Raw genomic sequence first — 20,138 nt, forward strand, 5'->3', positions numbered from 1 at the left:
GGACATGCTCTCGTTTCTCATCCGCCGGCTCGGCTGGATGGTCGTCACGCTCTGGGCGGTCTCGCTGGCGACGTTCTTCATCATCAGCCTCCCACCGGGCGACTACGTCTCCACGCTCCAGGCGAACGCGGAGGAGCGCGGCGAGGTCATGGGTCCCGCGGAGGTGAACGCCCTGCGCGACCGTTACGGCCTCGACCAGTCGTTCTTCGCCCAGTACTGGAAGTGGATCAGCAACATCGTGCTGCACGGCGACTTCGGCCAGGCCTTCGCCTGGAACCTGCAGCCGGTCAGCGACCTGATCTGGGACCGCATCGCCCTGTCCTTCTTCCTGTCCGTCGCCACCCTGCTGATCATCTGGGCGATCTCCTGGCCGATCGGCATCTACTCGGCCGTACGCCAGTACTCGACCGGCGACTACATCGCCACGTTCTTCGGCTTCATCGGCATGGCGGTACCGGAGTTCATGCTCGCCCTGGTCCTGATGTGGGTCGGCATGCGCTACTTCCACCAGAGTCCCGGCGGCCTGTTCTCACCGGAGTACCAGGACGCGGCCTGGAACCTCGGCAAACTCCTCGACGCGGCCGGCCATCTGTGGCTGCCGATCCTGATCATCGCCGTATCCGGCACGGCGGGCGGCATCCGGCTCATCCGCGCCAATCTGCTGGACGAGTTGTACAAGCCGTATGTGGTCGCGGCCCGCGCCAAGGGCCTGCCGGAGTGGAAGCTGCTCCTGAAGTACCCGGTGCGCACGTCGATGAGCCCGTTCTTCTCCACCGTCGGCTGGCTGCTTCCCAGTCTGATCAGCGGCGAGACGATCATCTCGATCGTGATGAACCTGCCGACGACGGGTCCGCTGATGCTGAGCGGCGTCATGAACCAGGACATGTACCTGGTCGGCAGTTTCATTCTGATCCTCTCCGCGCTGACCGTCGTCGGGACCCTGGTCAGCGATCTGGCCCTGGCGTGGTGGGACCCCAGGATCCGGCACAGCTACGAGGGAGGGTGAGCGGATCATGCTGACCAAGGCACCGCAGTCCGACGCAGCACGGACCGCGGTCGACGACACCCCGGTCACCGGCGGGCAGGCCTCGCCGTGGCGTCTTGTGTGGCGCCGGTTCCGCAAGCACCGCCTCGCGCTCATCGGCTCCGTCGTGGTGCTGTTCGCGTACCTGGTGGTCGTCTTCGCCGAGATCCTGGCGCCGGGATCGCCGAGCAACTCGGACGAGAAACACACCTACGCACCGCCGCAGATGGTGAAGGTCGACCTCAGCTGGGACGACGGCCTGCAGTTCTACACCAACGGCTACACCACCAAACGCGACCCGGAGACCTTCGAACAGATCCACACCGTCGATCCCGACAAGCGGATCCCCTTGAAGTTCCTGGCCAAGGGCGACTCGTACGAGATGTGGGGTCTCATCCCGTGGGACCGGCATCTGTTCGGCTCCGCCGACCCCGACCAGCGCGTGTACTTCCTCGGCACGGACCGTTCGGGGCGGGACATGCTGTCGCGGATCATCCACGGGGCACGGGTCTCGCTGTCCATCGGCCTTGTCGGCGTCGCGGTGAGCTTTCTGCTCGGGCTGTTCTTCGGCGGGATCTCCGGCTACTTCGGCGGCATGCCCGACCTCGCCATCCAACGCGTCATCGAATTCCTGATGTCGATCCCGACGCTGCCACTGTGGCTCTCGCTCTCCGCCGCAGTACCCGACGAATGGGGGCCGCTCGCCCGGTACTTCGCCATCACCACCATCCTCTCGGTGATCGGCTGGACGGGCCTGGCGCGCGTGGTGCGCGGCCGCTTCCTCTCCCTGAGACAGGAGGACTTCGTCACCGCCGCGCGGCTCGACGGCTGCAACCGGAACCGGATCATCTTCCGGCACATGGTGCCGTCGATGTCCAGCCATGTGATCGCCTCCCTGACGATGGCCATCCCCGGGATGATCCTCGGCGAGACCGCGATGAGCTTCCTCGGCCTCGGACTGCAGTCGCCGGCCGTCAGCTGGGGCGTGCTGCTGCAGGAGGCGCAGAACATCCGCACGGTCGAGACCGCGCCCTGGCTTCTGATCCCCGGCATCGCGGTGTTCGTCACCGTCCTGGCCATGAACTTCGTCGGCGACGGGCTGCGCGATGCCGCCGACCCGTACAAGTAGGGGCTTCCCATGGACTCAGCGGCACTCGTGGAATCAGCGGCCCCCGCGGACGCACCGCTGCTCGAAGTGACGGATCTGCACACCCAGTTCCGGCTCGACGACGGACTCGTACGCGCCGTGGACGGCGTCACCCTGTCCGTGCGGCGTGGTGAAGTCCTCGCCGTGGTGGGGGAGTCGGGCTGCGGCAAGAGCGTCATGGCCCGCTCGATCCTGCGTCTGGTCGACAAACCGGGCGGCATCACCGGCGGGCACATCCGCGTCGACACCGGCGACGGGATCGTCGACATGGCGCATGCCGACGGGCCCGCCGTCCGGTCCGTACGCGGCCGGAAAGTGGCCATGGTGTTCCAGGAACCCATGGCGTCGATGAGCCCCATGCTCACCCTCGGCAACCAGATCGGCGAGGCCGTGCGGCTGCACGAACGCGTCGACAAGACCGAGGCCCGCAAGCGCGCGATCGAGCTGCTGCGCCGCGTCGGGATCTCGGCGCCCGAACGCCGGGTGGACGAGTATCCGTTCCAGATGAGCGGCGGCATGCTGCAGCGCGCGATGATCGCGATGGCGCTGTCCTGCGGCCCCGATCTGCTGATCGCCGACGAGCCCACCACGGCCCTCGACGTCACCACCCAGGCACAGATCCTGGAGCTCCTTCGGGAGCTGCAGCGGGACCTGGGCATGGCCGTCATGCTGATCACCCACGATCTCGGGGTCGCCGCCCAGATGGCCGACCGGATCGCGGTCATGTACCTGGGCGCCGTCGTGGAGACAGGGACGACGGACACCGTGCTTCGCCGCCCCCGGCATCCGTACACCAAGGCCCTGTTGAGGTCGGTGCCCAAGCTCGGCTCCGCGTCACGGGAGCGGCTGCAGCCCGTGCGGGGCATGGTGCCGAGCCCCTATCGGAGACCGCCCGGATGCACCTTCCATCCGCGCTGTGACGCCTTCATGGAGGGCCGTTGCGACGCGACGGTGCCGACGCCGGTCCCCGCGCCCGTGCTCGGACCCGTCGAGGGGGAGTCGAGCGGGACGGACGGGACGGTCAGCTGCCTGTTGTACGAGGACGGAGGTCCTAGCTCCGTCGAAGCGGGCCCGGATACCGATGGCCCGGATACGGACGGCCCGGACACCGACGGCCCGCGCGCCGACATCCCGCTGCAGAAAGGTCCCGACGCATGACCACGCCTTCCGCGGCACCGGCCACCGCGACCGAGCCGCCCGTGAGCAGGGGCCAGGTCCTGCTCGAGACCCGGGGCCTCACCAAGCACTTCCCCATCCGGCGCGGTCTGTTGGGTCGCACCGTGGGCAGTGTGCGCGCCGTCGACGGGGTCGACCTGAGCGTGCCGGCCGGACGGACCGTCGGCCTGGTCGGCGAGTCCGGCTGCGGAAAGAGCACCCTGGGCCGCTGTCTGCTGCGGGTGTACGAGCCGACCTCGGGCGAGATCACATACCACCGGGCCGACAGCACCGCGGTCGACCTCGCGGCGCTCGACGAGAAGCAGCTCAAGCCGTACCGCAGAGAGATACGCCTGGTCTTCCAGGACCCGTTCGCCTCCCTGAACCCGCGGATGACGCTGCTGCAGATCGTCGGTGATCCGCTGCGTGCCAACCTCGGCCTGAACGCCGCCGACACCGAGGAGCGCGTGGCCGAGCTGCTGCGCCGTGTGGGTCTGAGCCCCGAGTACATGCGCCGTTACCCCAACGCGTTCAGCGGCGGCCAGCGCCAGCGCGTCGGCATCGCGCGCGCCCTTGCGCTCGATCCGCGCCTGGTGGTGGCCGATGAGGCGGTCAGCGCACTCGATGTGTCGGTGCGCGCGCAGATCCTCAATCTGCTCAAGGACCTGCAGGACGAACAGGAGTTGACCTACCTGTTCATCTCCCACGACCTGGGCGTCGTCGAGTACATGTCCGACGAAGTGGTCGTCATGTACGTCGGCAAGGTCGTGGAGACGGGCGCGACGGACGAGCTGTACGCCGCCCCGCTGCACCCGTACACCGAGGCGCTGCTTTCCGCCGTGCCCGACCCGGATCCGAGCGCGCGCGCCCGCGAGCGGATCGTGCTGCGCGGGGAGGTCGCCGACCCCTCGAAGGTGCCGTCCGGCTGCAGCTTCCATCCGCGCTGCCCGTACGCACGCGACCGCTGCGCCACCGACGTGCCGGCCCTGCGCACCCTCGCACCCGGCCGGACCGTGGCCTGTCACTTCGCCGAGGAACTCGACCTGAAGGGAGTGCACGCGGCATGAGCGACCCGCGATTCGACGGAGTGATCCGGCCGGCCGGCCCGCACGATCCGGCCCGGCACGAGGCGCTGCTGCCCACACTGCATCCGGGGGACAGCCACGCCGCGAACCTCCTCGAACTCGACGACGGCGATCTGCTGTGCACCTGGTTCAACGGACCCGACGAGGGGGACCGGGAGACCAACGTCGTCTTCTCCAGGCTGAGTTCGGGCGCGGAGCGGTGGTCGGCACCCGAACTCCTGGCACAGGACCCCGACCGGGCCGAACAGAATCCCGTGCTCGCCCAGGACGGCAAGGGCAAGGTGTGGCTCTTCCACCCGTCCAACACTCCGCACAACCAGAAGACGGCCCGCCTCGTCGTCCGCACGTCGGCCGACCGCGGCCGCACCTGGGACGTACCGCGCACCCTGATCGAGGGGCCCGGTCTGTTCGTGCGCAATCCGCCGCTCCTGCTCGACGACGGCTGCTGGCTGCTCCCCGCCTACTGGTGCCGCGCGCAGGGCGAGCACAGCATCGTCCTGATCAGCGAGGACGGCGGTGAGTCATGGCAGGAGCGCGATCTGCCCGACAGCGACCACCTGGTCCAGATGACCGCGGTGCAGCGCACCGACGGCAGCCTGTTCGCCCTGTTCCGCAGCCGCGCCGCCGACCGTATCCACGCCAGTGAGTCGTACGACCTCGGCCGCACCTGGACACCTCTGGCCAGGACCGAACTCCCCAACAACAACTCGGCCGTTCAACTCACCCGCCTCGCCGACGGCACGCTCGTCCTCGTCTACAACGACGCGTCCCTGGAGCGAGACCAGTACCGCTGGGTCGGCGAGGGCGCGGGACGGCGCAAGAAGGCGCTGCGTACGCCGCTGACGCTGGCGCTCTCCGAGGACGGGGGCCGCACCTGGCCGTACCACCGCGATGTGCAGCAGGCCGATGCGGAGTACCAGGAAAACGAGCTCGGCTACTCGTACCCCAGCGTGCTGCAGACCCGTGACGGGCGGCTGCATGTCGCCTACTCCTTCCTGCGCAAGACCATCAAGCATGTACGGATCGACAGCGCGGACTGGATCCGTGAGGGTGGGCCGAGGGCTGGTGAAGCGTGAGCCGGCAGGCCGTGGAACGGTGGGGTCTCTTCGAGGTCACCCTCGACGGTCCCGCCGACGGAAACCCTTACGCCGACGTCGAGTTGAGCGCGTCCTTCCAGCAGCGCAACCGGATCGTGCGGGTCGACGGGTTCTATGACGGCCCGTACGACGGCGCAGATGACGGCTCATGCGAAGCCTCAAATGACGCCTCATACGACGGCGCCGGACGCTACAAGCTCCGCTTCATGCCGGACCGCACCGGCACCTGGCGCTACACCACAGACTCGACGGACCCCCGGCTCGACGGCCGCACCGGCACCTTCGAGTGCACCCCCGCGGGCCCGGGCAACCACGGCCCGGTGCGGGTCGCAGGCCCCCACGGCTTCGTCCACGCCGACGGCACCCGCCACGTGCCTCTCGGCACCACCTGCTACCACTGGACCCACCAGCTGGACACCGCACGCGAGGAGCAGACACTGCGGGAGCTGACCGCCGCCCCGTTCACCAAGATGCGCATGTGTCTGCTGCCCACCGACACCATGTCGCCGCCCCTGCTGGCATTCTCCGGAGACAGCCCGGACACGCTCGACAAGACCCGCTTCAACCCGCGGTTCTACGCCCATGTCGAGCGCAGGCTGCGGGACTTGCTCGCCCTGGGCATCGAGGCAGACCTCATCCTCTTCCACCCGTACGACGAAGGGCGCTGGGGCCTGGACCGCATGTCCCGCGAGGAGGACTTCCGCTATCTGCGCTACACGCTGGCGCGGCTCTCCGCGTTCCGTAACGTGTGGTGGTCGGTGGCGAACGAGTACGACTTCAACCGGATCAAGACCGTCGACGACTGGGACCGTATCGGCCGCTTCGTGCAGCGCCACGACCCGTACCAGCGCTTGCGCTCGATCCACAACGGCACCCGCATGTACAGCTACGAGCGGATCTACGACGGCACCAAGGCGTGGATCACGCATCAGAGCATCCAGCACTGGGACGCGCGCCTCACCGCTGCCTGGCGAAAGGCGTGCGCCAAGCCCGTGGTCATCGACGAGATCGGTTACGAGGGGACGGCGACCCGCCGCTGGGGCAATCTGACCGGCCGGGCGCTGCTGCGGCAGTTCTGGCACGGGGCGGTGGAGGGCGGGTTCGTCGGACACGGCGAGGCCTATCCGTACGCGGGAGGCGACGGCACCACCTGGATCTCCCGCGGAGGCCGGCTGCGCGGCGACAGCGTCCCGCGCATCGCCTTCCTGCGGCGGCTCCTTGAAGAAGGCCCCGCCGACGTCGTCGCGGCACGGGGCGCGGGGGAGTACTGGCTCGAGTTCTTCGGCGACCGTCAGCACGCCTGGCGCGACGTCGACCTGCCTCCGGGCGCCCCGTACCGGATCGAGCTGATCGACACATGGAACATGACCGCCACCGAACTGCCGGGCCCGCACCGGGGCCGTACGCGGGTGCGGCTGGACGGGCGTCCCGACATGGCGCTCAGGATCCGGAGGGCTTCATGAAGCGCGAAGTGCCGCGCTGGGGGATCTTCGAGGCCGAACTTCCGGGGCCGGGCGAGGACGTGGTGTTCACGCACGACGGCCGGCACTTCACCGCCGCCCCGTACGCCGACGAGAGCGGCCGCTACCGGGTGCGTTTCCTGCCCGACGCGGAAGGCGAGTGGCAGTACACGACCGTGAACGGACCGGCCACCTTCGGCTGCGGTCCCGCGGCCGGCGGCCATCACGGTCCGGTCCGTGCGCAAGGACGTGGCTTCCTGTACGCGGACGGCGAGCCGTTCCATCCCTTCGGCACCACCTTGACCGGAGTCGAGGAGCACACCCTGCGGACGCTGGCGACGGCGCCCTTCAATCGCGTACGCCTACGTGCTCCGGCCGACCTCCCGCTCCCCGTACTCGATCAACAGGTGCTCGCGCTCGGGAAGTTGGGCATCCAGGCCGAGGTGCCCCTGCACGGCCGTGACATCCCCGCCACCGTCTCGTGCCTGGCCGCGCATCACAACGTGTGGTGGTGCGTACCGGACGACCCGGACCTGCACGCCACCGTCCTCGAGCACGACTACGGCCACCACCTCCTGACCGTGCACGGCGACGCGCGTACGACATCGTTCGGCGCTCCCTGGATCACGCACGCGAGCGTAAGGCTCGACCAAGTGCGGGACGTCGCCTCGCTGGTCGCCGAGCTGGACAAGCCGGTGGTGGTCGACGACTGCGGCGCCGAAGGCGACGCGCCACAGGAGCCGGCGAGCCTGTCGGCCGAGGAAATGGTGGCCCGGATCTGGGAGGGCCTGTGCCTGGGCGGTTACGTCACTCATGCCGAGGAGTACGGCACGCGGACCTGGAGCTCAGGGGGAGGAGCCCTGCGCGGCGAGGCCGCCTCGCGCCTGGACTTCCTGCGGGCTCTCCTCGCCGACGCCCCGTTCCCGCTGGTGCACAACCCCGCGTACTACGACGCCTCGACGGTCGAGGTGCCAGGCGAGTTCCTGCTGCAGTATCTCGGCCCGCACCGCTATCCGAGCCGGCGCTTCGATCTGGCGGAGGGAGCCTGGAGCGTCGAGGTGATCGACGCCTGGAACATGAAGAGGGCAGCGCCCTATGGCGTGAGCGGCGGCCGCGTGGAGGTGTCGCTCCCGGCAGAGCCCTATATCGCCATACGGATCCGCAGGGCGTCCTCGGCGTGAGGGCGAGGTTGCCGATCCGCCGGGGCATTCGCTCCGGATCCGGGAGCTTGACCGATGCACGGGACGGAGGACGATGAAGGCTGCAGTGCTGCGCGCGGTGGGACGTATCGCCGTGGAAGAGGTCGAACCGCCGAAGCCCGCACCGGACGAGACGGTGGTCGAGATGCGGACCGTCGGCCTGTGCGGCTCCGACCTGGCCGCCTTCCGCGGCGGGCACCCCTTTCGCAGTCCACCCGTCGTGCTCGGCCACGAAGGGGCGGGCCGGGTGCGGCACGCTCCGGCCGGTGGACGGGTGCGGGTGGGCGACCGGGTGGCGATCATGCCGCTGCAGTCCTGCTGGGCATGCCCGCGCTGCGAAGCCGGTCTCGCGCACCTCTGCGCACACCGGCGGGTGCCGGGCCATGGCTGGGAGGGGTTCCTCGGGCAGCAAGTCACCGCACCCGAGCGGGCGTTGTTCCCGCTGGCCGACGCAGTTTCGTACGCCGAGGGCGCCCTGATCGAACCGGCCGCCGTGGCCTGGCACACCGCACGCGCCGCGAACGCGGGCCCCGGGCGGAGGGTCGCGGTGCTCGGCTGCGGAACGATCGGAGCGCTGGTCGCGGCCGTCTGCCGACTGCACCATGTGTCACTGCTCCTCACAAGTGACGTAAGACCGGGGAGCCTTGAGGTGGCTCGGCGGCTGACGGGCTGTCACACGGTCGACGCCGCACGCGAGGACGTGGTCGCCGTGGGCCGGGCACTGGCCGGCCCCGAGGGATTCGACGCGGTCGTCGTCGCCTCCGGTCACCCGGGTTGCCTGGACGAGGCGTTGGCCCTGTGCGGCCCGCGCGGCACCGTGGTGCTGCTGCCGATGTTCGCCGGGCCGGTGACCGCGGAACTCAACCCTGTCGTCCTCGGTGAACTCACAGTCCGCGGCGCCACCGTCTACACCCCCGACGACTTCCGTGCGGCCGCGGCAGCCGTCAACAGCCGCACCCTGGACGTCCGTTCCCTCCTCGACGGCGAGCCCCGCCCGGCCGCTGCGTGAGGGGGGGGCCATGACAACGGGGAGGCCGTTCTGATGTCGCTCGACTCACCGGTGGAACGGGCAAGCCACCCGCTGGTCGTGCTGGCCGACGATCTGTCCGGCGCCGCGGAGTGCGCCGGAACCCTGCCCGAATGCCACAACATCGTGCTGGGCCCCGGTCCGCTGAGCGCTGACGCGGGCGACACTCTCGTGGTCGACCTCGACACTCGGTGGCGGTCGGCCGCCGAAGCGGCGCGCGTCACGGCGGATGCTGTGCGGAGCGTCCCCGAGGAGGCGCGCTTGTTCAAGAAGGCGGACTCCTTGCTCCGAGGTCAACTTGCGGCAGAAACCGTTGAGTTCATACGCAGATCGGCCGGCCTCGTCGTCGCCCCCGCGCTGCCCGTCGCAGGCCGGACCGTGAGCGGGGGAGTCGTACGACTGCACGGCGTTCCCCTGCATCACACGGCTGCATGGCGACAAGAGCCCCGGCTTCCGTCCCGGGCGCCGCCGGAGAGTGGAGCTCTCGGCGACAGAGTCGCGGGAAGCGGCGCCGACCGGGCGCGTACGAGGGCACCCGGTCCCTGGTACGCGCCCTCGCCGAGGCCGTCGTCTGGCGCACTGCCCCCGGACGCACACCTCGTCCTGACCGGTGGAGACACGGCCCGACGTGTCCTGGACGCACTGCGCGTCACCCGGCTCCACCCCGTCGGCTGGGGGCGGCCCCCTTCCACGCCTGGACGCCGCTGTCGCCGGGCTGGACGGTGCTCACGGACGAGGCAGCGGACCGAACGTACGTCAGCGCCCTGCGCGCCCGTGGTGTCGACGTGGAGCTCACCACTCCCTGTACGTGACGTCGAAGTGGAGCTCTTCACCACTCCCCGTACATGACGGGGAGTGCCCGGCGGATCCGTACTTCGCCCTACGGATCCGCCGGGCCCTGGGGCGTGAGAGCCGCGAAACCCGCCCCGGGTGGCTGGAGTTCACCAGTCGAAACCGGCCGCAACCTGGTTCTTGATGTAGTTCGGGATGTCGTCCCGTTCGGTCACCGTGAGCGCGGACTTCACCGAGAGCCCGTCACGCAGCACATGCTGACGGAAGACCATGTACAGCGGGATGTCCCAGTACTCGGTCTGCTCATAGCCCTTCACCACGGCGTTCGAGCCCCAGAACACCCCGGACGTGTCGATGCCGGCGAGCGCGGGCGACGCGGAGCCGAACGCGTCCACGACGGCCTGCGACTGCCGGGCGGGCTTGATGCCGTACGAGGAGAGCGCGGTCTGCGCCTCCTCGGAGACCAGCCACTTGACCACCGCGAGCGCCTGCTCCTTCTTCTGCGACTGCGGCGGGAGGAAGGCGGCCACCGTGTTGGGCTGGTACGTGGAGTCGTCGCCCCCGCCGAGGACGGGCACCGACACGAGACCGAGGTCGACGTTCTTCGCCTTCGCCTCGTACTCGGGGAAGTCCTCGTCGTGGATGTAGATCTCGTTGAGGGCGTAGGAGTTGAACTTCCAGAGCGTGTCCACGGCCATCGCCACATGCCCGGTGCCGAAGAAGTCGTCGACCGAGGTGAACACGTTGCGCGGGATGAGCAGGAAGCGCTCCATGTTCGCACCGAGCTGCTGCCAGCCAGCCGAGGTGATGTTCACCTTCACGTCCCCTGGCGCCGGACTTTCGCTGCCGGTGGGCAGGAACGGGTACAGGCCCAGCTGGTTGAAGTCCAGGTAGTTGTCCGGGTGCTGGAGATAGCCCTTGTACGCGACCAGGTCCTGCTCCCGCGTGAGCTTCTTCGCGAGCTGGTACGCGCGGTCGTACGTCATGCCGTTGGTGGGGTGGCCGACCCGGAAGCGGTCGAACACCTTCTTGTTGTAGAGCAGCACGAAGTCGTCCACGAACAGCGGCACTCCGTAGATCCCGCCGTCCGAACGGGACTTGATCAGCTCCACCGACGCCGGATCGAGGGCCGACAGATCGATGCCGCTCGCGGGGAGCTCGTCGGAGAGGTCCCTGAGCCAGCCGCGCGGCTCCAGGTCGCGGTCGATACGGCGCCGCGGATCGTCGATGATGATGTCCGGGACGACTCCGGCCGCCTCCAGGTCCTCGTAGCGCACCGGCTGGTCCCAGGTGGCGACCTTGAACTTCACGTCGGGGAACGCGGCCCGCAGACGGCTGCCGATCACGGTCTCGAAGAAGTCCGCGACCTCGAAGGGCTTGTAGTTGACGAGGAAGACGAACAGCTCGTCGTCACAGACTTCGAACGGCTCGTCGTAGCGGTTGGGGACCTGAGTGCAGGCGGCGCCTCGCGTGCCACTGGCATGCCGGGCGCTCGCGGCCGGTGTTGCGGAGGCCGCACCGGTCGTGAATGGAAGGCCGGTGGCGGCCACCGTCCCCGCCACGGCACCGGCGGCCATGAAACGTCTGCGGCTCAGACGGGAGCTGGTGCGGTCGGGCGTCGGATCCTCGCTCATCGTGATACGGCTCCTTCGATGGAAGAGGTGGCATACCAGCTGTATGCCACTATCCTTCAACTCGACGGCACGGGCGTCAACACCTGTGCACGGATGGGTGGTTGAGAACTCCGGGAGGGCTTCGATGGGTGAACTCGCCGTGCGCACACACAGGCTGGTGCAAGGCGTCCTCGTGCTCGACGTGCTCGAAACCGACTCCGGCCTGCGCCTGCGGCTGGGGGAGAAGGCGTTTGCGGCGGGCGAGTCCGGGCCGTACACGGAGATCGACTTGGACGATCTGTTCGTCGTCTGCACGGCGAGGCCGTGGAGCCTTGCCGCGCCCGGTGCGCGCCATATCGCCGTCGAGTCGACCGAGCGCCGGATCACCGTCCACTGCACGGTCGGCCCGCTCGAAGTGCGCGCGGAGCTCGCCTTCGCGCAATCCGTGCTCGTCGTCGAGGTCACCTGGCGCAACCTCTCCGAGCACCTCCTGACAGACCTCACCGTGGGCCTCGCGCTCCCGCTGCCCACCCCGGGCGCCGACGCCACGTCCGTGACGCTGCCGCAGGTCCTCTACCGGGGCAACCCGTCCGCCGACCCCGACCGCACCGTCCCCCGCCTCGGAGTCGGCCCGCACAGGGGCCTTGTCGTGGAGGACCACCGCCTGCCCGTCCCCGCCGCGCACGCGGAATGGCGCGCGGGATCGCAGGCGCGCTTCGTGACCCTCTACTCCCTTGCCCCGGGCGCCGGTTCACTCGGCGCCGTCAGCGGCGACCGGACCTCGCTCCTCGCGCTCAGCGGCCCCGTCATGTTCAACGGCGAGCCGGATGTCGCGTACACCCACAAGACGACCACCTCGCCCCACCCGCACGGCTACCGCGAACTCACCCCGGGCGCCGCCCTCACGACGCGGCACGCCCTGCACTGGGGACACCCGTCCAGCCCCGGCCACGGCTTCCGGAACCTGGTGCACGAAGGCTTGCGCCTGTACGAGCCCCGAGGCGCCCGCCCGCACTCCCTTGACCGGATCATCGAGCTCAAGACGCAGGCGCTGGACCGGCGTTGGTACGAGACGGACGACGGCGTGGCCGGATACCTGAAGTTCACCGCACCGGATCCCGGCCGCCCGGGTCCGGGACACGAGCCCGCGTTCCTCTACGGCTGGACCGGCCAGTGCCTCAAGCTGGCGTGGTGCGACACCCGCCTCGGCCTGGACCGGGACGAACCCTGGCGCGTCGAACGCGGCCGTCGCGCCGCCGACTTCTACCTCTCCGCAGGCTCAGCCGACGGCCTCGCGCCCGGTCTGCGGGCGAGCACCTATCTCCTCACCGACGGCCGCTGGACCTCGTTCGAACGCGACGGCCGGCCCTTCGTGTCCTCGCGCGCCTACGGCGAGGCCCTCGGCGACCTCGCCGACCTGATCGTGCTGCGCCGCGACCACGGCCTTGACGTGCCCCAGCACTGGCGGCGCGCCCTCGAGGAGGGCCTCGACGCCGTGAGCGAGACGGACACGCTGGTGCCGCTCGGCTGGTCCACCGACGACGGACGACCGCTGCCGGATGCCCCCGGGGCCGCCGGACTCCCGTGCGTACTGGCCCTGTTGAAGGCCGAGCGGGTCACGGGCTCCGACCGCCGGCGCGAGAAGGCCGTACGCCTCCTGGAGCGCAGTCAGGCCGCGTTCGCCGACGACTACGCGACCCCGTTCGCCTTCGCAACCCTCGACGCGCACTGCGAGGACAAGGAGAGCGGGATGGCCTTCTTCCAGTGCGCGTACGAGCTGTGGCGCCAGACCCGCGCGCCGGAGCACGAGCAATGGGCGGTACCGGCCGCCGACTGGCTGCTGACCTGGGTCTACCAGTGGAACCCGCCCTACCCGCAAGGCTCGTCCTTCGCCGAGCGAGGCTTCTCGGCCGTCGGCTGGCCCGGCGTCAGCGTCCAGAACCACCACGTCGACGTCTTCTTCCCCGCGTACGAACTCTCCCGCTTCGGCCAGGACACCGGCCGCGAGGACTACGTGCGGCTGGCCGACCTGATCGTGCACGCCATGGGCCAGGGCATCTGCACCCGGCCCGGCGACTGGGGCTTCGACCTTCCTGGCGAGCAGGCCGAGGGCTTCTTCCCCACGCACTGGCAGCAGCGCGGCGCGAGCAACACGTGGAACCCGTCCTGGGTCACGGCGCAGCCGTTGTCCGCCGCGCTCAGGCTGCGGGCTCCGGACAATGCACGCCCTTGGGGCGGTAGTCGAGAGCCCCGGACAGCCCCAGATGCTCGGCGAGCAGCCAGGTGATCGCGAGCCACATCTCCGTTCCCTGCAGGCCCGGTTCGGTGCCCGGGGTGAGTGCGAAGCTGCAGCCCGCCCCGTCCTGCCAGCCGACGCCGAGCACCCGCTCAAGCTGTCGGCGCGCCCAGTCGCGGCCCGCTTCGATGCGGTGCGTGGTCTGGCGGGCGCACAGCGACAAGGGGTGGATGACGTCGAGGACGTTGCAGGCGTTGCCGCGGTCCGTGCCGAAGAAGGCCGGGTCGGTGCTGTGGGTGAGGACGGTGTCGACCGTTCGCTCCGGGTAGGGGAGCGGCAGACCGTACTGGGCGAACGTGCCCCGGGTCAGCCGGTAGAAGCCGTTGACGGGCTGCAGCCAGCGGTCCTTCGCTCGCGGGGCGCCCCACAGTCCGTGCACGGGGTCCGCGTGGGTGAGCATCCACCCGAAGAGCGTGTCGACCGTCGGCGAACTCAGGCCGAAATGCTGACTGTTGATCCACATCGCCGTGCTCACGCCGTCCACCCAGTGCCCGCAGCGCCAGGCCTGTTCCGGCCACGGCAGCGCGTCGAGGCGCGCCGTGAGCTGCTCGGGTCCGAGCTCGTGGACGGCGTGGACGGGGTGCGCGAAGCCCGTGCCGAGCAGCTGGAGAGCGTAGCCGACGCACAGGATGTGATAGAGCGCCGCATCGTCGTCCAGGGATGCGGGTGCGGCCCCGAATTCGGGGACAAGACCTGTCCGCGGATCCTGCAACTCGCGCAGTGCGGCCGCCGGTTCGCCGACACCGGGCGGAGGTGCGTCCAGGAGCAGCGCCGCGATCTCGGCCGCGTCGCATTGCGCTCGTACGGTGATGGGCTTGCCCGGCCGGTCCGTGTACCGCGGCACTCCGTCGGCGTCCTGGGTCAGACAGCGGTCGAGGACATCCGCCGCCTGCTCGCGGGCCCGCTCCCCGAACCGTTCCAGACGGGCCTCGAGCGTCGTGCCGCCGCGCGCGGGCGCCGACGCCGTCGGAGTGTCACGCCGGTCGCGCAGCCGCCGGGCCGGATTGCCCGCCGCGACCGACCAGGGCGGCAGATCCTTCGTCACCACGGCGCCGGCGCCGATCACGCAGTGGTCCCCGATGGTGACGCCGTCGCAGACGACGACATGCGAACCGATCCACACATCGTCGCCGATCTCGATCCCGGCACTCGTCAACGGCTGTTTGTGCACGGGCAGGTCGGGCGCCATCGAGTGATTGAAGCCCAGCAGCGAGCTGTGCGCACCCAAGCGGACGGCGTTCCCCATGCGGACCCGGCCGCGGACGACGGCGTACGGGTTGACGGTGCAGTCGCGGCCCGCGGTCAGCTCGTCCGTGACGTAGGCGTGCGCGGCGATGTACGAGCGGTTGCCGAGGTGGAGACGATCGGCGTGGACGCCCGCTGAAGGGGAGACGTACACGTCACCCTGCAGGTCCAACTCGCCGCACAGCAGCGACAGTTGCTTCTGCCATGCGCTCTGTGTCGCGCGCTCCTCGGCGGTGGCGGAACCGAAGTATTCCCAGGGGCAGTAGTCGTGGCGTCCGGGCCGGCCCGGCATCGGATCAGGCTCGGTGGTCATCGGGGCCGCCGTCCGTTCCGGTAGGTGACCCCGTCCTCGGCCAGGCCCTCGACGTGGCGCACGATGTCGGCGTCCGCCATGTCACCGAACGTGCAGTCGACCAGGCGCAGTTCACGGATCGGGGCATGTGCGTAACCCCGGGCGAGCACCGCCCGGCGGGCCACATCGACCGTGACGTTCCGTACGCCGATGTCCGCCACACGCGGCGGATACCGCCCGGTGTCGCCCTCACCCCGGTCGAAGTCGCAGGTGAGGAACTCCTTGGTGAGATGCGTGACCGTGATGTCGTCCAGCTGGATGTTCTGCGCGTAGCCGCCGCGTACCGAATTGGTCTTGATGTACAGGCCGAAGTACAGGCCGGGACCGCCGATACGGCAGCGGCGCGCGAACACATTGCGGATGCCGCCCGTCATGTCGCTGCCCAAGGTGATCGCACCGTAGCGGTGCCGCATCTCGCAGTCCTCGATGAGAATGTTCTCGCTCGGCACGTTCACCCGGCGCCCGTCGGCCTCGCGGCCGGACTTGATGGCGATGCAGTCGTCGCCCGCGGTGAAGGTGCAGCCGCGGATGACCACGTCCCGGCAGGACTCCGGATCGCAGCCGTCGTTGTTCGGGCCGATGGAGTCGACGGTGACGTTCTGCACGGTGACGTTGGTGCTGAGCACCGGGTGCATCACCCACATCGGGGAGCGTACGAACGTCACGCCTTCGATCAGCACATTGCGACAGCGGTACGTCTCAAGGAAGTTGGGCCGGAAGTGCGCGCCCTCGGCGTACACCCGCCGCTCCACCGCCTCGCCCCGCTCCGCCTGCTCCCACAGCCGCGGCCAGTCGTCCTCCTGCTGCGGCATACCGGGCCGCCAGCCGAACTCGCGCTGGCCCGACCAGGTCCACCAGTGCTCGTCGTCGGCCTGTCCGTCGAGCACGCCCGCGCCCGTGACGGCGATGTTCTCCTCGTCGCAGGCATAGACGAGCGGGGAGTAGCCGTAGCACTCGACGCCCTGGAAGCGGGTGAGGACCGGCGGCAGATATGCGGAAGGGTCACGGCTGAACGCGAGCCTGGCACCGGCCGCCACATGCAGTTCCACGTTGCTGCGCAGCCGGATCGGTCCGGTGGCGTAGGTGCCCGCGGGCACCGAGACCCGTCCGCCGCCCGCCTTGTGGCAGGCGTCGACGGCGTCGCGGAACGCGGCCGTGCAGTCCGTGGCACCGTCGCCGACCGCGCCGTAGCGCGTGACGGGGAAGTCCCGGGCGGGGAAACGCGGCGGCATCACGCGCGCGGCGATGGCGTCGGCCTGTGCGCGCGCCCGGGCCCGTGCGTCCGGCACACCGTAGGTGGTGCTCACGCCCGCACCTCCTGGCCGTTGACCGTGACCCCGCGCAGCATCAGGCCTTCCACATGGGTGGACGTGTAGCCGTCCGTGATGCCGTCGAAGGCGCAGTTGCGGAAGGTGACGGCGCGGATCGGGTTGGCCGGGTTGCCGAGCAGATTCCAGGCGAGCGGCCCCGAAGCGGCGGTCAGGCCGTTTACGGAGATGTCGCGCACGTCCGGGTAGTAGGGGCCGGTGTCGATGTTCTCGTAGTTGAGCGCCATTTCGATCACGGCGTCCCCGACGGCACCGACCGTGATGCCCTCGAAGAAGACATCCCTGATGTAACCGCCGCGCATCGGATTGGACTTGATGCGCAGCGCACGGTCCAGCTGCGGGCTGTCCATGTGGCAGTCGCGGGCGACGATGTCGCTCACCCCGCCCGTCATCTCGCTGCCGATGGTGATGCCGCCGTGCCCGTCGCGCATCCGGCAGTCCTCGATCAGGGCGTGATGGCAGGGGGCGTTCACCCGCCGGCCGTCCGCGTCCCGTCCGGCCTTGAAGGCGATGCAGTCGTCGCCGGTGTCGAACGAGCAGTCCTTGATGTGCACATACGCACAGGACTCCGGATTGCAGCCGTCGTTGTTGGGGCCATGCGGGCTGTCCACGGTGACACCGCGCACGGTGACGTTGCGGCAGAGCACCGGGTGGATGTTCCACATGGGGGAGTCCTTGACGGTGATCCCCTCGATGAGCACATCACTGCATGCGTAGAACTGGATGAGATTCGGGCGCAGATGGTGGCCCTCGCCGAACATCCGCTGCTCCACCGGCACACCCTGCTCGGCCCAGGCACGCAGCGCGTCCTTCTCGACGCGCTCCGGGGACGTGCCGCCGTCGACGCCCTTGGTCCAGTCCCACCAGTGGGTGGCGTCCGCCTGACCGTCGATCGTGCCGCTGCCCGTGAGCGCGATGGAGCGGCAGCCGCGGGCGTACACGAACGGCGAGTAGTTGTAGCACTCGATGCCCTCGTAGCGGGTGTACACCGCCGGGAGATACGCGGCCGGATCCCGGCTGAACCGCAACGTGGCGCCCTCCTGCAGATGCAGGTCGATGCGGTCCTTCAGATGCACCGCCCCGGTGAGGTACGTGCCGGCGGGCACCACGACCCGGCCACCGCCCGCCGTATGACAGGCAGCGATCGCGTCCCGGATGGCGTCGGTGCAGTCGGTCGTGCCGTCGCCGACGGCGCCGAAGTCGGTGATACGGACGGTGCGGCGCGGGAAGCGCGGCGGCCGCACCCGCGCGAGGATCTCCGCCGCCCGAGCGTCGACGGTGTGCTGCCGCGCCGCGGCGGTGCCGGTCGCGACGGCCGTCAGGAGCGCGGCCGAGCCGAGCACGAACGTCCTTCTGCCGGGCGGTCTTCCCGCACGGTTCACCAGGACCACTCCCTTTCCGGTACGTGAAGGGTGTAGGTGCGCTCCGGTGCCTTGGGCTCCAGGGTGCGCGGACTGTAGAGGGGCCGGGAGCGGCCCTGCGGTTCGATGCCGACGACGTCGTCGCCGCGCCACCTCGTGCGGTACTCCTGACCCGCCGCCGTCTCGGTCGTCGTTGATTCGACCGTGGGGAACGTGACAGTGATCCGCTCACCGGCCCGTGGGCGCTCCACCCGCAGACAGCCGTCCGGCGCCCACGCACCGGGCTCATGGCCCGCGGCCGTCGTCGCCGGGCCGGACACCGGGTGCCGGGTCAGGCGGACATGGGCGTAACCCGCCCACTCGGGCACACGCACACGCAGTTCACGGCAGTCGCGATGGACATCGAGGTCGACGCGCCCCTCGTACGGGAGATGGCTGAGCACATCGACGAGGCGATGGCCCCTGCTCAGGAGCAGATTGACGCGGACGAGCTGTTCGTCGCCGGTGACGGTCGCGTTCCAGCCGGTGTACAGGCCCCGCACCCCCGAGCCGACACAGCAGGCCTGCACATCGCTGGTGTGGCCGCGGCCGAGCACCGCGTCGCAGACGTAGTCGTTGGGCGCCCCGTAGCCGGCGAACGCTCCCTTGACGCGTTCACCGACCCGGTGGTGCGTCTGCCAGCCGGGGATGTCGAGGGAGCGGTCGGGCGCCGAGCGCACCCAGTCGGTGTCGTCCAGCTGGGAGGCGGTGAGGTGATTGCGCAGGAAGCGTTCGACGACGCCCCAGTAGGCCGTGTGTCCGGACTGGGCGAGCGCCGTGCCGACACCGATCAGGTCGACGAGCGAGCAGGTCTCGTGCTCGAAGCGCTGGCCCGCCAGGTCGCCGGGCGTCCAGCCGAACGCGGTGGCCTGGCCGAGGGCCCACTCGAAGGGGGCCCGGACGAACTGGGTCAGGGCGTGGTCCCCGGTGAAGGCCGCATAGCGGGCGAGGCCATCGAGGGTGCCGAGACGGGTGTGGAAGTGACCGCTGCGGTAGGCCAGGGCGTCGTTGAAGGAGCCGTCGGGGCGGAACACCCCGCTCTTCGCCGTGATCAACCGGGCGAACCAGCCGCACAGTTCGAGCGCGACCTCGTTGCCGGTGGCCTGGTGGTGCCGGAGCAACGGCATGATCAGTCGCCCGCAGAACGTGGCCGGGTCGGGCGCCAGACGCAGATGCACCGCGTTGGCCGACGGCCAGCCGTCCGGCGTGTACTCGGACGCGGGGAAGTACCAGGAGTCGCGTTCCTTGACGGCGATCCGCTTCAGCGCGGCGACCAGCCGGTCGGCGGCCTGCCGCGGCCGCTCGTCGCCGTCGTCGAGATACCAGGTCGTGAGCGCGAGCAGCGTCGCGCGCTGATCGATGAGGTTCGCGTGCGGAAGCCAGTGGCCGCGCGGATGGGCGCGGCGGTACGTCAGCCCGTCCTCGCCGAGCAGATCGAGCAGGGTCGCCTTGTAGCGGTCCTCGGTCTGACGCCACCACGACCCACCGGTCATCTGCCGGGCCAGGACACAGGCGTCGGTGAGCCGGCCGTGGCTCGAGCCGTAGTCGTAGTCGCCATGGCTGAGCGTCGCGGGCTCGGAGAGCAGGTCGGCGCTGAAGAAGGGGATGTGGCCGAGGTCGGGGTCCGCGAGGCCGACGACCGCGTTCATCGCCCGCTCGGCGCGTTCCTCCAGGAGGAGTGTTGCCGGTATGCCACTCATGGTCCGTCACACCGTCTCTGAGGTCCGGACGAAGAAGATTTCCGTCGACGGTATGAGGGCTCAAGGCCGTGGTCAAGGGGACGTGCGCGGGTGGGCGGCCATCAACTCCCTGTTCAGGCGCTGGTGTTGACGGTGCGAGGTGCGGGTCGTAGCTTCTGCTTGATCGCTGCTCCGTGGCCGGTCAGGTGGTATGCCACCCCATGCGAGCGGGCAGGAAG

15 protein-coding genes are annotated in these 20,138 nt (G+C 69.8%); 10 read left to right on the plus strand and 5 right to left on the minus strand.

Translation table 11 applies throughout. The annotated features are described in order from the left end of the window. Positions 1-4: 4 nt before the first annotated feature. The 9 genes from ACYVO6_RS13630 (at position 5) to ACYVO6_RS13670 (ending at position 10,043) form a co-directional block, all read left to right on the plus strand. Positions 5-1,006, plus strand: a complete 1,002-nt coding sequence (locus ACYVO6_RS13630) for an ABC transporter permease (RefSeq protein ID WP_461060789.1) — start codon at positions 5-7, stop codon at positions 1,004-1,006. 7 nt (positions 1,007-1,013) lie between these two features. Then, entirely contained in the window at positions 1,014-2,153 is a 1,140-nt protein-coding gene (locus tag ACYVO6_RS13635) for an ABC transporter permease (protein WP_461060791.1), read from the plus strand. A 9-nt stretch (positions 2,154-2,162) separates the two neighbouring features. Further along, positions 2,163-3,329: an ABC transporter ATP-binding protein gene (locus tag ACYVO6_RS13640; protein WP_461060793.1), complete on the plus strand. Its 1,167-nt coding sequence runs from the start codon at positions 2,163-2,165 to the stop codon at positions 3,327-3,329. Continuing rightward, positions 3,326-4,393 (plus strand): ABC transporter ATP-binding protein, encoded by a 1,068-nt coding sequence (locus ACYVO6_RS13645; RefSeq protein WP_461060795.1) that lies wholly within the window; start codon positions 3,326-3,328, stop codon positions 4,391-4,393. The genes ACYVO6_RS13640 and ACYVO6_RS13645 overlap by 4 nt, the downstream gene beginning before the upstream one ends. Continuing rightward, the gene (locus ACYVO6_RS13650) at positions 4,390-5,487 is read left to right on the plus strand and encodes a sialidase family protein (protein WP_461060797.1); all 1,098 of its coding nucleotides are present in this window, start codon (positions 4,390-4,392) and stop codon (positions 5,485-5,487) included. Before ACYVO6_RS13645 ends, ACYVO6_RS13650 begins: the two co-directional genes overlap by 4 nt. After that, a complete protein-coding gene (locus ACYVO6_RS13655) occupies positions 5,484-6,971 on the plus strand; it encodes a DUF5060 domain-containing protein (protein ID WP_461060799.1) in 1,488 nt (495 codons plus the stop codon). Before ACYVO6_RS13650 ends, ACYVO6_RS13655 begins: the two co-directional genes overlap by 4 nt. Beyond that, positions 6,968-8,149, plus strand: coding sequence for a DUF5605 domain-containing protein (locus ACYVO6_RS13660; protein WP_461060801.1), 1,182 nt, complete (start codon positions 6,968-6,970; stop codon positions 8,147-8,149). The genes ACYVO6_RS13655 and ACYVO6_RS13660 overlap by 4 nt, the downstream gene beginning before the upstream one ends. 73 nt (positions 8,150-8,222) lie before the next feature. Then, positions 8,223-9,176, plus strand: a complete 954-nt coding sequence (locus ACYVO6_RS13665) for a zinc-dependent alcohol dehydrogenase (protein WP_461060802.1) — start codon at positions 8,223-8,225, stop codon at positions 9,174-9,176. A 33-nt stretch (positions 9,177-9,209) separates the two neighbouring features. After that, the gene (locus tag ACYVO6_RS13670) at positions 9,210-10,043 is read left to right on the plus strand and encodes a four-carbon acid sugar kinase family protein (RefSeq protein ID WP_461060804.1); all 834 of its coding nucleotides are present in this window, start codon (positions 9,210-9,212) and stop codon (positions 10,041-10,043) included. Between the two features lie 92 nt (positions 10,044-10,135). Here ACYVO6_RS13670 and ACYVO6_RS13675 read toward each other — a convergent pair whose 3' ends face one another. Beyond that, a complete protein-coding gene (locus ACYVO6_RS13675) occupies positions 10,136-11,620 on the minus strand; it encodes an ABC transporter substrate-binding protein (RefSeq protein ID WP_461060806.1) in 1,485 nt (494 codons plus the stop codon). Positions 11,621-11,744: 124 nt separating this feature from the next. Between ACYVO6_RS13675 and ACYVO6_RS13680 the strand changes: the two genes are divergently transcribed. Further along, complete coding sequence (locus tag ACYVO6_RS13680; protein WP_461060808.1) at positions 11,745-13,886, plus strand: hypothetical protein; 2,142 nt, start codon at positions 11,745-11,747, stop codon at positions 13,884-13,886. Here ACYVO6_RS13680 and ACYVO6_RS13685 read toward each other — a convergent pair. From ACYVO6_RS13685 to ACYVO6_RS13700, 4 genes are read right to left on the minus strand one after another with little or no spacing between them, the layout of a single operon-like run. Further along, entirely contained in the window at positions 13,798-15,453 is a 1,656-nt protein-coding gene (locus ACYVO6_RS13685) for an acyltransferase (protein ID WP_461060810.1), read from the minus strand. The two genes, ACYVO6_RS13680 and ACYVO6_RS13685, sit on opposite strands and share 89 nt — an antisense overlap. Beyond that, a complete protein-coding gene (locus tag ACYVO6_RS13690) occupies positions 15,450-16,799 on the minus strand; it encodes a glycoside hydrolase family 28 protein (protein WP_461060812.1) in 1,350 nt (449 codons plus the stop codon). Before ACYVO6_RS13690 ends, ACYVO6_RS13685 begins: the two co-directional genes overlap by 4 nt. After that, positions 16,796-18,202, minus strand: coding sequence for a glycoside hydrolase family 28 protein (locus tag ACYVO6_RS13695; protein ID WP_461060814.1), 1,407 nt, complete (start codon positions 18,200-18,202; stop codon positions 16,796-16,798). Before ACYVO6_RS13695 ends, ACYVO6_RS13690 begins: the two co-directional genes overlap by 4 nt. Next, positions 18,199-19,920: a glycoside hydrolase family protein gene (locus ACYVO6_RS13700; RefSeq protein ID WP_461060816.1), complete on the minus strand. Its 1,722-nt coding sequence runs from the start codon at positions 19,918-19,920 to the stop codon at positions 18,199-18,201. Before ACYVO6_RS13700 ends, ACYVO6_RS13695 begins: the two co-directional genes overlap by 4 nt. Positions 19,921-20,138: the final 218 nt, after the last annotated feature.

Source organism: Streptomyces pseudoechinosporeus (genome assembly GCF_054783935.1).